Here is a 13,538-nt window from a genome sequence, read left to right as displayed (position 1 = left end):
TCCGCAAACCGCAAGCCCGTCCGTCTCCCGACGTTCCGACCCGCTATCGCAAAAAGCGCGATGAATTTTGAAACGTGACCGTCAGTAGTCTCTTTAAGACCCCATCGCCCGCGCCAGTTCCGCTCACACGAAACCACCCCAGACAACAAAGCCCCGCAAGGACCCCGCCGCCCACGTCTCTCTTCCTTCCGATGCAATTGTCAAATAGCAGTGGGAAAGCTTTCGCTTCCCCTTTGGATCCTCGTTGCGACCGCCGGAGCCAGACGCCCCGCGCGAACCGCCGCGCAAACCCGAATTCCGCGGCCAAGCCGCAAACCGAGACGACCGAAACCGTCCTGCCCCCGCTTCCCAGCAGGGAGGAGCGCTTCTCGAGATCGTCCCGAAGTCCCGACGCCGCGCTGGCCGCCACAGCGCCACCGCCGTCGGTCGGGCTGATATATGTGGCCGGGTACTCGGTGTCAAATTGTTTTTGCAAAAGAGTCGCAAATCGCGCGGGCGCCGGGGTCGAGCCTGGGGATAATTGGCCCGATCGCGCCGTCGCGACGGGCCGCCCGCCGCACAACAGCCATGGTTTTGGCCGAGAAGCGCCCGCCGACGCGTTGCGCGGTCGCGGCGGCGCCGGTACTAAGGGGACCGCCAGGGTGGGAACAGCGAGCGAGCGAACAAGAGCGAACGTGACGACTTCCGCCGCCCGCATCGCCCGCGCCGCCGGGCCGACCGACAGGCTCCGCTCGATCGTCGAGCTCGGCCACGAGCCGCCGATCGAGATCGGCGAACCGCGCATCGACGGCCGCGAGCGGCGGCGCATCTCGTTGCGCTGGCTCGCCGGCGTGGCGCTCTCCGGCCTCTCCGGCCTGGCGCTGATCGGCGCCGCGCTCTACCTCGATCTCGACCGCCAATCGAATTTCGCCGAGGCGCCGGAACTCGCCAATCTCGCCCGCCACGAGGAGGCCGAAGGCGTCAATCCGAGCAAGGGCGACCGGCTGGTCAGGCCGATCGACGTCGTCGCCGCCAAGCAGACCTACAAGGCGCCGACGACGATCAAGATCGGCGACAAGGAAGTCGTGCGGATGCGGCCGTTCACGATCCTGTCGACGGCGCTGACGCTGACGCCGAATGCCTTCGCCGATTCGGTGCCGCCGTTCGATCCGCTGATGGTGACCAGCGGCGCGGCCGAGAAAGCCGACGCGCCGCCCGACCCCGGCCCGGCGCAGGACGACGCCGAAGTCGCGTTCTCGCAACGCGACCTCGCCGCCGACGAAGCGGTCGCCGCCACCGGCGAACTGACCCTCGCCGAAGCGCAGGCGCAGGTGGCGGAACTGCTGAAGGCCGCGGCGTCGGGCGACGACGCGCCGGCCCTGCCCTCGCAGCTCCTGCTCAAGCGCACCAGCCAGGCCGGCATCGACCCGCTCGGCGCCCTCTCCTACGCCGCCGCCGGCTCGGTCAACGCCAACGCGCCCTTCGCCTCGATTGAAGTCAAGATGGTGCCCGAGAACGTCACCGACGCGGTGATGACGCCGGCGCCGGCTGAGAGCCGAGAGCGGCTGGCGCAATTGCGGCGCGGCGAAGCGTTCGAGGATCTGCTGCGCGCCAACGGGGCGAGCAAGGACGCGGCCGACGCGATCCTCGCCGCCTTCGGCGTCAACCGCGGCGAATCGCCGGTCGCCGAAGGACAAAAGATCATCCTGCAATACGACGACGCGGAGCCCGGCAAGCCGGCGACGATCGCGCGCGTCTCGGTTTACGCCGACGAGCAGCTCAAATCGACGATCGCGATCAACGACGAAGGCGCCTACGTGCCGGTGACGCTGCCGCGCGCCGTCGCCCAGCACAACGACGCAGACGCCGACAACGGCGGCGTCAGCCTCTACGAAAGCTTCTACGAGACCGCGCTCAAGCAGGGCCTGCCGAAACCGATCATCAGCGAAATGGTGCGCGCTTTCGCCAACGATGTCGACTTCCAGCGCTCGACCCAGCCCGGCGATTCGGTCACCGCCTTCGTCGCCGAGCCCGACGAAATCGACCCGCATCCGCAATTGTTGTTCGCATCGATGACGGTGCGGGATCAGGTGTTCAAGTACTACCGCTTCCAGACGCCCGACGACGGCCTGGTCGACTTCTACGACGAGAACGGCCGCTCGGTGCGCAAGTTCCTCATCCGCAAACCGATCGTCGCCGGCGAAATGACCTCGCCGTTCGGCATGCGCTACCATCCGATTCTGCACTACGCGCGCATGCACACTGGCGTCGACTGGGGCGCGCCGATCGGCACGCCGATCGTCGCCGCGGGAACTGGCGTCGTCATCAAAGCGGAGTTCACGTCGGGCTACGGACGGCGGGTCGAGATCCAGCACGCCAACGGCTACGTCACCACCTACAATCACATGTCGGGCTTCGCGCGCGGCATTGTCGCGGGCGTGCATGTCACGCAGGGACAGGTGATCGGCTATCTCGGCCAGTCGGGCTTGGCCACCGGCCCGCATCTGCATTACGAAGTCATCATCAACGGCAATTTCGTCGACCCGATGGCGATCAAGCTCGCGCGTACGCGTGAGTTCGACGGCAAGATGCTCGCCTCGTTCAAGCATGAGCGCGACCGCATCGAGCAGCTGATGGCTGCGGCGCCGAGCGCCGCTTCCGCCGCTCCGACCTCGCCGACCGCCGCCGTCGCCGCCAAGCTCAACTGAGTCGCACGGCGAAGCGCGACGGGCCCGGCGCGAAGCCGAGCGCGACGCGCAAGTCTTCGGCCGATGCGCCCTGAGCGCGCTGCGCGCCGAGCGGAGTCGAGGCGGCGCTCTTCGACATCTTGTCGCCGTTGGCGTCCAGCACGAGCCGATGGTGGCGGTAGCGCGGCGCCGGCAGGCCGAGCAGCGCCTGCAGCAGGCGATGAGCCGAAGTCGAGGCGAAGAGGTCGCGGCCCCTGACGACGTCGCTGATCTCTTGCAGCGCGTCGTCGACGACGACAGCGAGGTGGTAGCTCGCGGCGGCGTCGCGACCGCGCAGGACGAAATCGCCCCAGACGACGGGATCGGCGACGCAGCGCGCTTCCGTCTCGCCCTCGCCAAACTCGCGCCACGTCAGCGCCGCCGAGGCGACGGCGCGCGCGCGCGCCGAATCGAGCCGCCAGGCGGCGGGCTCGCCGGCGGCGAGCCGCTCAGCGACGTCGCGGGGCGCAAGCGATCGGCAGGTCCCTAGATAGAGCGGCGCGCCGTCAGGGTCGCGCCCGGAAGCGACGGCGGCGACCCTGCCGCGGCTGCAGAAGCAGGGATAGGCGAGACCGCGCGCGCGCAAGGCTTCGAGCGCGCGCGCGTAATCGTCGCCGTGCTCGCTCTGGCGGCGCGGCGCGCCGGCGAACACGAGTCCGAGCCAGGCGAGATCGTTGCGGATCGCCGATTCGTATTCGGGCTTGCAGCGGACGCGGTCCAAGTCTTCAATGCGCAGCAGCAGACGCCCGCCGGCGGCGGCGGCGAGGCGCGCGTTCATCAGCGCCGAATAGGCGTGGCCGAGGTGCAGCGCGCCGTTCGGCGACGGCGCGAAGCGGAAGATGGGCGCCATCGGCTTCGGCTCACAGAATCGGACGGCGGCGAGAATGGCGGGCACTGTTTCGAAAAAGCGCGGCGGCGGCAAGGGTGTGACGACGAATGCGCGCAAGGCCGGCGTCAAGCGGAGCGCGACGGTCAAGCGGAGCGTGGCCAAGCGCGCGCCCAAGACGCGCGTCGCCGCGCCGCGCTATCACCCCGGCCCGCCGATCGCCGACGAAGCGGCGCTCGCTGCGGCGCTCGCCGGACTGCAGGCGCTCGATCCCGAAACGGTCGGCGCGATGCTCGCGGTCGGCGGCCCGCCGCCCTTGCGCTGGCGCGAGCCGGGATTCGCCGGACTGGTGGCGATCATCGTCTCGCAGCAGGTGTCGGTCGCCAGCGCCAACGCGATGGTCGCGCGCCTCCAGGCGACGTTCTCGCCGCTCGACGCGACGAGCGTGCTCGCCGCCGACGCGGCGACGCTCAAGGCCTGTGGCCTGTCGCAGGCGAAGACGCGCGCGCTGAGGGCGCTCGCCGAGGCGACGACCAACGGCCTCGATCTCGCCGGCCTCGCCGCGCTCGAGGCCGAGGCGGCGCATGAGGCGCTGATCGCGGTCAAAGGCGTCGGGCCGTGGACCGCTGATCTCTTCCTGCTGTTCTGCCTCGGTCATCCCGACGCATTTCCCGCCGGCGACCTCGCGCTGCAGGAGGCGGCGCGGCTCGCGCTCGGGCTCAAGCAACGGCCCGACGCGCGCAAGCTGGAACAGATCGCCGAACGCTGGCGGCCGTTGCGCGGCGTCGCGGCGCGGCTGCTCTGGGCCTATTACCGCGGCGTGAAGCAGCGCGCCGGTGTGGTCGGGGAGTAGGAACCAGACCTCCGCCCTCCGCGCCGCCTCGCCGGCGCAACGGCGGTTTCGTGCGTTGCTTGCTTGGCTGCGATTCTGCGCGAGAGAGACGCGAAGTCAACAAGGAACGAGTCTGCGGGGACCGCCGCGCCAGGCAAGTTTGGCTTGGCGAAGCGCGCCGGCCCTGGCAAGAACTGGCGCTGCGCTCGGCTTCGCGCTAGAGGGCGTTACCGCCCCTACGCCGGAACTCTTGCCGATGCCCGCTGAACTGACCGGCCCGCGCCTCGATCCCGAGTCCGCCCCCGCCAAGCGGCTGGTCGTGTTCCTGCACGGCTATGGCGCCGACGGCAACGACCTCATCGAACTCGGCCGGCAGTGGCGGAAATTGTTGCCCGACGCCGCTTTCGTTTCGCCGCACGCGCCCGAGCGCTGCGCCGGCGCGCCGACGGGCCGGCAATGGTTCCGGCTCGACGTCCTCGCGCCCGACGACGCGCGCGGCGCGGATGAGCGCTGGCGCGGCGTCGTTTCGGCGCGGCCGGCGCTCGACGCCTTTCTCGACGCCGAACTCGCCCGGCTCGGCCTCGACGATTCGCGCCTCGCTCTGGTCGGCTTCAGCCAGGGGTCGATGATGGCGCTGCACGTCGGCCTGCGCCGCCGCCGCGCGCCGGCGGCGATCGTCGCCTATTCTGGCATGCTGGTCGGACCCGACAAGCTCGGCGAAGCGAAAGCGCGCAATGCGCGGGGCGAACCGCCGCCGATCCTGCTCGTCCACGGCGACCAGGATCCGGTGATCCCGCTCGAAGCGATGCTCGCCGCGACGGACGATCTCGCGCGGGCCGAAATCCCCAACCAATGGCATCTGTCGTTCGGAATCGGCCACGGCATCGACGCCGGCGGGCTGCGACAGGGCGGCCTGTTCCTCGCCCAAGCCTTTCGCGCCACGGCGCGCTAAGGGCGGCAAAACGAAAGAGCCGCCTCGACGAGGCGGCTCTCGAACACGTCGCGTGAGAGCGAAGGAAGGTCAGCGCGAGTAGAACTCGACGACCTGGTTCGGCTCCATCTGGGTCGGATAGGGCACTTCCGTGAGACCGGGCACGCGGGTCATCTTGGCCGAGCCCTTGCCATGATCGACCTCGAGGTAGTCGGGCACGTCGCGCTCGGCGAGCGCCGCGGCCTCGAGCACCGTCGCGAGCTGGCGCGAAGATTCCTTGATCTCGATGAGGTCGCCGACCTTCACCTGATAGGAGGCGATGTTGACCCGCCGGCCGTTGACCTTGAGATGGCCATGGTTGACGAACTGGCGCGCGGCGAACACCGTCGGCACGAACTTGGCGCGATAGACGACCGCGTCGAGCCGGCGCTCCAACAGACCGATGAGGTTGGCGCTCGAATCGCCCTTCATCCGCAACGCCTCCACGTAGTACTTGTGGAACTGGCGCTCGGAAATGTTGCCGTAATAGCCCTTGAGCTTCTGCTTGGCCTTCAGCTGGGTGCCGAAGTCGGTAGCCTTGCCCTTGCGGCGCTGGCCATGCTGGCCGGGGCCGTATTCGCGCTTGTTGAACGGGCTGCGGGGCCGACCCCAGATGTTTTCGCCCATCCGGCGGTCGATTTTGTATTTGGCTTCGGCGCGCTTCGTCATCGCGGTTCCTCTGGTTCGAACGTCAGGGAACGCGCCCTCCTCTGCGCCGACCCTCGCTGCGAGGCGGGAGCCGGGCCGACAGGCGTCCGCCGAGCAAGGCGAAAGCCGCGGGTGCGTCAAACGACGAACGCGCCCTCGTCCAAGGGCGCGCGCGTCGCGCAGTCCCGTAGGCTGACGGCGCAGGGATGTCAAATCGAATATCGCCAGCCGATTGCCCGCGTCGAATCCGCCAGGATCGGCGCCGTTTCTTCGGCGCGAACCCGGTCCGCGTCGTCATGCAAGCCGCCCGCGCCAAGCGTGCGCACGGCGCGAATCACCGGGTCCTGGTCCGCCGCGAGGACGGGCCTTGTCATGCAAAGGTTACATGACAGGCCATACCGCAGCGGGCCCATACGTTCATACTTGGGCAACTAATTCGGACAAACCGAAGAAAATTTCGATTCGCGCACCTCATACGCAGACCTACTATGCGTGCAGTGCATAGATGATGCAATGCAGCATTGACCTTTGTGCGGCGCCGTACTATGTAGGACGCGTCTTGGGATGGAATGCGCAAGGGCTCAAGCCGACGAGCGATCCACAACCGCCGCCGGCGACGACACAACAAGGAGCCAGCTATGAACTTCGAAGCCATCCGCCGTTATTTCCGCGAACGTCGCGTGTATTGGGACACGATGCGCGAGCTGTCCACCTACACCGACCGTGAGCTGCACGACATCGGCATCGATCGCGCCGACATCGAACACATCGCGCGCCAGGCCGCGCAAGGCTGATGTCCCCCCTGACCAAGCTTCCGGCGCGCCGGTCCGAGCGGCCGCGGCGCCGGAAGTTGTTTGTCTAGTAGCGAACGTTCAGGCCGATTCGCACCAGGCTGCCGTCCAACCGCTGGCTGGCGTTGACGAACAGCCCCTCGCCCTCGGCGATCGTATTCGCCGCCGCGACGGTGTAGTTGGCCTTGCCGAGATCGTAATAGAGATACTCGGCCTTCAGCGACATGTTGGCGGCAAAGGCGTATTCGACGCCGCCGCCGAGCGCGTAGCCGACCTTGGCGCCCGAAGCCGAGCCGGCGAAGATGTCGGTGTTCGCGCCGTCGAATTCCGAGGCGGAGGATTCCGCCTTGATCCCGCCAAAGGCGACGCCGCCGGTGGCGAAGATCAGCGCACGGTCGAAGGCGTAGCCTGCGCGCAGGCGCGCGGTGCCCAGCCATTGCAGCCCGGCGCTCTGATGGCCGACATTGGTGAGACTGGCGATATTTGGCGGCGCGACGAAATTGGCCGAACGCACGCCGTCGGCCCAGTCGAGATCGGCCTCGAAGCCGATGACCATCTGCTGCATCTGATAGTTGTAGCCGAACTGAGCGCCGATCGCGCCAAACGTGCTGGACGAGTCGCCGAGGCTGACGGGCAAATATCCGTCGGCGATGGCGCTTTGTACGGCGGAGTCGCCGGTCACGTTGAGCGGGCCGCCGGCGCCGAAGACGTCCTCGAAACCTGGCGGCGACGGCGCCGGGATCGACGAATAACTATAGTTCGTCTTCGTATTGTCCCAGCCGAGACCGCCGTTGAGGCCGAAATAGACGCCAGTCCAGCTGTATGGCGCGGGCGGCGCGCCGAAATCGGCGGCGACGGCGGCCGTCGGCGCGCAGCAGACGGCGACGAGAATAAAGCGACTTCGCATAGGGGGCCCCCTCCAAAGCAGGATATGCAACTAATAGTTGCATACGAGCGCTGATTCAATCGTTAATTCACACCGTCCCTTGCTCTCTTGGGGGAATTCGCCGCCTTGGGCGGCCGAGCGGCTAAGCCGCCGCCCTCGGCCCGACGAACCGCAGCGTCGCCGCCAGCGCCGCGATCAGCAGCAGCGCGAACAATGCGAACGCCGCCGAAAGCGACAGCGCCTCGGCGACCGCGCCGGCGATGAGCGGCGCCGGCAGGCGCGCGAACGCGCCGAAGAAGGCCGCCGCCGAGAGACCGGCCGCCGCCGACGCGCCGGGCTGGGAAGCGGCGAGCGCGAAGCCGCACGGCACGACCGCGCCCGTGCCGAAGCCGATGATGGCGAAGCCGACAACGCTCAGCGCGAAGCCGGGCTCGAAAGCGACGAGGGAAAAGCCGACCGAGGCGACGGCGAGGGAGGCGACGATCAGCCGCCGGTCGGCGACGCGCGCGCGCAAACGATCGACGTTGAAGCGTTGCAGCGCCTGACAGCCGGCGAAGAACGAAGCGCCGAGACCGGCGAAGGCCGCGAGTTCCGGCGCCTCGCGGCGCAGAACCAGCCCCGACCACGCCATCGCCGCGCTTTCGCAAGCGATGCAGGCGCCGATGACCAGGCCGAGCGCCGCCAGCGGGCGCGAAGCGAAGGCGCGGCGATCGACGGCGACCGCGCCGACCGGTTCGCCGCGGTCGGCGGCGACGGCGAATTCAACCGCCGCCGCCGCGACCCACAGCGCGATGATCACGACGGCGCAGGAAATCCACGGCGCGGCGCTGGTCGCGATCAGCCCCGCGGCCGCCGCCGCAATCGCGACGCCGGCCGAGGCGGCGCCGTGCATGCCGGCGAGAACCGGGCGACCGAGGCCGCGCTCGATGCGCGCGCCGGCGGCGTTCATCGTCAGATCGACCATGCCGGCGAGAAAGCCGTAGGCCGTCTGCAATGCGAAATAGCTGACGACGTCGTCGACGAGCAGCAGCGCGGCGAGCGCCGGCGCCGACGCCACGGCCGAGACGACCAGCGCCCGCTTGGCGGTGAAGCGGCGCGAGATCGCCCCCGCCGAGGACATCGCCGCGAGATAGGCGGCGGTGAACAGCGTCAGCGCGGCGCCGTAGGTCGACGGGTCCAAGCCGATGCGGGCGACGATGGCCGCCGACGCGCCCGACCACGCGCCGAGACCGACGCCGAAGGCGAAGAACATCGACGCCGTCGCGGCGCGCGGGGTCAAGACCCACACGCACGCGTCCGTCGACGCCGGCGTCGGCGCGCGTTGTCGCTCCATTCCGTCAGAATCCACAGGAGCGCCGCCCCGCAGCGCGGCGCTTCGATTCGCGTCGGCGTCGAGCCTAGGCGCCGCGCCGGCGCCTGTAAACGCGCGCGCTCACTTCGCTGCGGCCACGCGCGCTTTCGCCGCCTCGCCGTTGCCGGTCTCGACTTCGGTGGGCGCGGCCGGCGCCGCTGGCGCCGCCGTGGCCGCGGCCGCGCCGCTGAAGCGCGCGATCAGCCACGAGCGGAACAGCGCCACCGCCTCGTTGCTGAGGTCTTCGGGGTGGGTGGTCAGGTAGTAGCCGTAGCCTTCGTCGAGCCACAGGTCGAACGGCCGCGCCAGCCGGCCGGCCTTGATCTCCTCGGCGAACAGCAGCGGATCGGAGAGCGCAACCCCGTCGCCGAGAACGGCGTACTGAACCGCGAGTTGCTCGGTGTCGAAAACGAGACCGCGATCGACCGGAAGATCGGGACGGCCGAGCGAGCGGACGAAGTTCTCCCAGAAGAAGTGCCGCGAACGGCCGTCGATCTTCACGTGCAGCAGATCGTTGGCGGCGATGAACTTCAACGGATCGGAACGGTCGGCGTTTTCGAGCAGCTTGGGGCTGCACAACGGCGTCGCGCGCACCATCCACAGCAGGTCGTGGATGGCGTCGGCGACGCGCGGCTCGGAATAGACGATGGCGATGTCGATGTCGCCGTCCATGTCGGCGGCGGCCGTCGGCTTGGAGACGATCTCGAGCGTGATGCCGGGATTCTCGGAGCGGAAGTCGCGCAGAATCGGAATCGCCAAGCGATGGGCGAACGAAGTCGGCAGCGCGACCTTGAGCACGCGCTTCGGTCGGCCCTTCTCCTTGATGACCTCGCCGAGCGCCTGGTCGATGCGGTCGAACGACTTCGACACCACCGGCAGGATGTGGCGTCCCGCCTCGGTCAGCACGAGTTGCTGCGGCCGACGCTCGAACAGCGTCACGCCGAGGAAGTTCTCCAGCACCATCACATGCCGGCTGACCGCGCTCTGGGCGACGGTGAGGCTATTGGCGGCGGCGGTGAAACTCAGGTGCTGACCCGCCGCTTCGAACGCCCGCAATGCGTTCAGCGGCAACCATTTGCGATCCATCGTCCATCATCCCCGAGGGCGATGCGGGACGCCAGCCGTCGCGCTTGATCGCGTGATCGGGCGCGCGGTCGTCCGACGTGACGATATGGCCGGCGCCTCCCGCTCGCAAGGGCCCGAGCGTCCCTGCGCGCGATTGGTCCACACCCGAATCGCGCCGGCGGCGCGCTTGACGATTCCGCCATCCTCCCGATACCAGTCGCGAAGCGATCGCCGCGCGGACCGCTTCGCCCTGCCGCACGCGGCGAGACGAAGCGCAGTCTCACCCGGCGGCACCAGGGCGCCGGACGCCGCGAAGCGCCGGCCGGCGAGGCTGTTGGATGTTGCGTCGCAGGGAAATCGACGGGCTGAGGGCGGTTGCGGTCGCGCCGGTCATCCTCTGGCACGCCGGCGTGAATGCGGTCAGCGGCGGCTTCGTCGGCGTCGACGTCTTCTTCGTCATCAGCGGCTATCTCATCACCGGCCTGATCGTCTCCGAGCGGCAGGCGGGGACGTTCACCCTGGCGCGCTTCTACGAGCGGCGGGCGCGAAGGATTCTGCCGGCGTTGCTGCTGGTCGTCGCGTGCTTCGTCCCGCTCGCCTGGCTGTGGGCGCCCATCGGCCTGCTCAACGGCTACGGCCGCAGCCTTGCCGCGGTGACCGCGTTCATCTCCAACTACGTCTTCGTCGGATCGAGCGGCGGCTACTTCGTCGCCATCGGCGAGGAAAAGCCGCTGCTGCACACCTGGAGCCTCGCAGTCGAGGAGCAGTACTACCTCATCTTTCCCGTCCTGCTGCTGACGCTATGGCGGCTGGGGCGGCGCAAAATCGTCGGCGCGCTCGCCATCGGCGCGGGGCTCAGTTTCGGCCTCGCCGAGCTCTACGCGCTGCGCGGCGACGGCGACGGATTCTACCTGCTGCCGACGCGCGCCTGGGAGCTGCTGATCGGCGCGCTGGCGGCGCTGACGCCGCACGATCCGCTCGCGCCCGCCGACGGCTGGCGGCAGGGCCTGTCGCTCGCCGGCCTGGCGGCGATCGTCGTCAGCGTCTTCGCCCTCGATCCCGCCGCGGCGTTTCCGAGCCTCTATGCTCTGCTGCCGACGCTCGGCGCAGCGGCGATTCTGCTGTCGGCGACGCCGGGAACCTGGGTCCATCGCCTGCTCAGCTCGGCCCCGTTCGTCGGCCTCGGCCTGATCAGCTACAGCGCCTATCTGTGGCACCAGCCGGTGTTCGTCTTCGCGCGCCTGCGCTACGTCCACGCGGTTCCCGGCCTGACGATGGCGGGGCTGATCGTTCTCACGCTGCTGCTCGCGACGCTCTCCTGGCGTTTCGTCGAGACGCCGTTCCGCGACCGCGCGCGCGTCTCGACGCGGCGGCTCGTCTGGACGCTGGCGCCGGCGAGCCTGGCGCTGCTCGCCGTCGGCCTCGGCATCCAGCAGGTCGCGCATACGTCGCCGCCGCCGCCCCTGCCGTTTCGCAACCCGACGCTGGCGACGATCGAGCGGCGATTTGCGCCCAACACCGGCCTGTCGCCCGCCTGCGACCAAGGCGGCGCCTACGAGCCGAAGCCGCAATGCCAGACCGGCCCGGCGCCGACGCTGATGGTGTGGGGCGATTCCTACGCGATGCACATCGTCGATGGCGTCGAAGCCGCCAATCCGGGCCGCGCGCTCGTCCAGGCGACGCGCAGCGCCTGCGGGCCCGTCCTCGGCCTGAGCCAGCTTACCGCCAAACTCGACGAAGCCTTCGCCACGCGCTGCTTCGCTTTCAATCAGGCCGTGCTCGCCTATCTGGCGACGCAGCCGCAAATCGCCGACGTCGTGCTGGCGAGTCCGTTCGGCGAATATCTCGATCGCGTGTCGCGGCTGGCGACGCCCGACGGACCGCGGGCGCCCGACGCCGCCTTCGTCGTCGAGCGGTTGACGGCGACGGTCCGGGCGATCGAGGCGCTCGGCAAGCGGGCGACGATCGTCGCGCCGCCGCCGGCGAGCGGCGAGAACATCGGCGAGTGCCTCGAGAAGGCCAGCGTGCTCGACGTTCCGGTCGCGACCTGCGACTTTTCGCTCGCCGCCGAAGAGGCCCATGACGCGGCCACGAGCGCGCTCTTGCGCGCGGTCGAGGCGAAGGGGATCCGTGTCGTGTGGCTGAGGGATCAGCTCTGCCGCCACGACGTCTGCCCGGCCTCGGAGGGCGGCGTCTTCCTTTACCGCGACGCCGGCCATCTCTCGTTCGAAGGCTCGCGCTGGATCGGCGAACACACCTCGTCGCTGCGGCTGCCGCCGCCTTGAGGCCGTGGCCCAACGCCCACGCCCGCGGACGCCGCTTTCCATCGTCGCGCAGCTGGGCTAAAGCAGCCGCCGACCCCGCCCTCCCGAAATTTCCATGACCCCTTTGAGCCCCGTCGCGCGCCGGCGCACTTTCGCGATCATCTCCCACCCGGACGCCGGCAAGACGACGTTGACCGAAAAGATCCTGCTCTACGGCGGCGCGATCCAGCTCGCCGGCGAAGTGCGGGCCAAAGCCAACCGCCGCCAGACCCGCTCCGACTGGATGGGCATCGAGCGCGAGCGCGGCATTTCGGTCGTCACCTCGGTGATGACCTTCGAATACGGCGGCTGCGTCTTCAACCTCTTGGACACGCCCGGCCACGAGGACTTCTCCGAGGACACCTACCGCACCCTGACTGCGGTCGACTCGGCGGTGATGGTGATCGACGCCGCCAAGGGCATCGAAGCGCGCACCCGCAAGCTGTTCGAGGTCTGCCGGCTGCGCGACATCCCGATCGTCACCTTCATCAACAAGATGGACCGCGAAACGCGCGATCCGTTCGACCTGCTCGACGAGATCGAGAAGACGCTGGCGCTCGACACCGCGCCGCTCGACTGGACGGTCGGGCGCGGCCGCGGGCTCGTCGGCGCCTACGACATCCGTCGCAAGACCTTGCGCACGCTCGACAGGGACGCGAACGAGACGCCGGTCTCGGGTCCCGAGGACCCGGCGATCTGGGCGATGCTGCCCGAGCACGAGCGCGCCGCGGCGATGGAGGAGATGACGCTCGCAGTCGAGGGTTGCCGCCCGTTCGACAAGCAGGCGTTCCTCGAAGGACATCTGACGCCGGTGCTGTTCGGCAGCGCATTGAAGGAATTCGGCGTGCGCAACCTGATCGACGCGATGGCCGAATTCGCCCCGCCGCCGCGCGCGCAGGAAGCCTCGACCCGCACGGTGAAGGCGGACGAGCCGAAGATGACCGGCTTCGTTTTCAAGATCCAGGCCAACATGGACCCCAACCATCGCGACCGCATCGCCTTCACCCGCGTCTGCTCGGGCAAGCTGACGCGCGGCATGCGGGCCCGGCTGACGCGCACCGGCAAGTCGATCACGCTGTCGGCGCCGCAGTTCTTCTTCGCCCAGGATCGCTCGATCGCCGACGAAGCCTTCGCCGGCGACGTCGTCGGCATCCCCAATCA

At 69.1% G+C, this 13,538-nt stretch carries 12 protein-coding genes; 6 read left to right on the top strand and 6 right to left on the bottom strand.

Features of this window, described 5'->3' with window-relative positions; translation table 11 throughout:
- Window positions 1–674 precede the first annotated feature (674 nt).
- Window positions 675–2,687: a peptidoglycan DD-metalloendopeptidase family protein gene (locus tag ABSF49_RS14805; protein ID WP_424113426.1), complete on the top strand. Its 2,013-nt coding sequence runs from the start codon at window positions 675–677 to the stop codon at window positions 2,685–2,687.
- Here ABSF49_RS14805 and gluQRS read toward each other — a convergent pair.
- Complete coding sequence (gene gluQRS, locus ABSF49_RS14800) at window positions 2,680–3,555, bottom strand: tRNA glutamyl-Q(34) synthetase GluQRS (protein ID WP_424113425.1); 876 nt, start codon at window positions 3,553–3,555, stop codon at window positions 2,680–2,682. The genes ABSF49_RS14805 and gluQRS overlap by 8 nt on opposite strands.
- A 34-nt stretch (window positions 3,556–3,589) precedes the next feature.
- Here gluQRS and ABSF49_RS14795 point away from each other — a divergent pair, with 34 nt between their 5' ends.
- Together ABSF49_RS14795 and ABSF49_RS14790 are read left to right on the top strand one after the other, a co-directional pair.
- Window positions 3,590–4,384 carry a DNA-3-methyladenine glycosylase family protein gene (locus tag ABSF49_RS14795; RefSeq protein WP_424113424.1) on the top strand — a complete coding sequence of 265 codons (795 nt, stop codon included), beginning with the start codon at window positions 3,590–3,592 and terminating at the stop codon, window positions 4,382–4,384.
- A gap of 235 nt (window positions 4,385–4,619) precedes the next feature.
- Window positions 4,620–5,315, top strand: coding sequence for an alpha/beta hydrolase (locus ABSF49_RS14790; protein ID WP_424113423.1), 696 nt, complete (start codon window positions 4,620–4,622; stop codon window positions 5,313–5,315).
- Between the two features lie 69 nt (window positions 5,316–5,384).
- Here ABSF49_RS14790 and rpsD read toward each other — a convergent pair whose 3' ends face one another.
- Entirely contained in the window at window positions 5,385–6,002 is a 618-nt protein-coding gene (rpsD, locus tag ABSF49_RS14785) for a 30S ribosomal protein S4 (RefSeq protein WP_424113422.1), read from the bottom strand.
- Window positions 6,003–6,190: 188 nt separating this feature from the next.
- Window positions 6,191–6,319: a hypothetical protein gene (locus ABSF49_RS14780; RefSeq protein ID WP_424113421.1), complete on the bottom strand. Its 129-nt coding sequence runs from the start codon at window positions 6,317–6,319 to the stop codon at window positions 6,191–6,193.
- 300 nt (window positions 6,320–6,619) lie between these two features.
- Between ABSF49_RS14780 and ABSF49_RS14775 the strand changes: the two genes are divergently transcribed.
- Window positions 6,620–6,775, top strand: coding sequence for a DUF1127 domain-containing protein (locus ABSF49_RS14775; protein WP_424113420.1), 156 nt, complete (start codon window positions 6,620–6,622; stop codon window positions 6,773–6,775).
- A 64-nt stretch (window positions 6,776–6,839) separates the two neighbouring features.
- On the opposite strand, the gene ABSF49_RS14770 is transcribed toward ABSF49_RS14775, so the two are convergent.
- From ABSF49_RS14770 to ABSF49_RS14760, 3 genes are all read right to left on the bottom strand, one after another.
- Window positions 6,840–7,679 (bottom strand): outer membrane protein, encoded by an 840-nt coding sequence (locus tag ABSF49_RS14770; protein WP_424113419.1) that lies wholly within the window; start codon window positions 7,677–7,679, stop codon window positions 6,840–6,842.
- Between the two features lie 121 nt (window positions 7,680–7,800).
- Window positions 7,801–8,946 (bottom strand): MFS transporter, encoded by a 1,146-nt coding sequence (locus ABSF49_RS14765; RefSeq protein ID WP_424113418.1) that lies wholly within the window; start codon window positions 8,944–8,946, stop codon window positions 7,801–7,803.
- 144 nt (window positions 8,947–9,090) lie between these two features.
- Window positions 9,091–10,095, bottom strand: coding sequence for a LysR substrate-binding domain-containing protein (locus tag ABSF49_RS14760; RefSeq protein WP_424113417.1), 1,005 nt, complete (start codon window positions 10,093–10,095; stop codon window positions 9,091–9,093).
- Window positions 10,096–10,412: 317 nt separating this feature from the next.
- On the opposite strand from ABSF49_RS14760, the gene ABSF49_RS14755 reads away from it, so the two are divergent.
- On the top strand, window positions 10,413–12,359 hold the full coding sequence (locus tag ABSF49_RS14755; RefSeq protein ID WP_424113416.1) for an acyltransferase family protein: 1,947 nt from the start codon (window positions 10,413–10,415) through the stop codon (window positions 12,357–12,359).
- 94 nt (window positions 12,360–12,453) lie between these two features.
- Window positions 12,454–13,538, top strand: a 1,085-nt coding sequence (locus tag ABSF49_RS14750) for a peptide chain release factor 3 (RefSeq protein WP_424113415.1), incomplete at its 3' end; no start/stop codon positions are given.

The sequence above is a fragment of the Roseiarcus sp. genome (assembly GCF_049514155.1).
Classification (GTDB): Bacteria; Pseudomonadota; Alphaproteobacteria; order Rhizobiales; family Beijerinckiaceae; genus Roseiarcus.
This window is presented reverse-complemented; position numbering and strand designations above follow the sequence as displayed.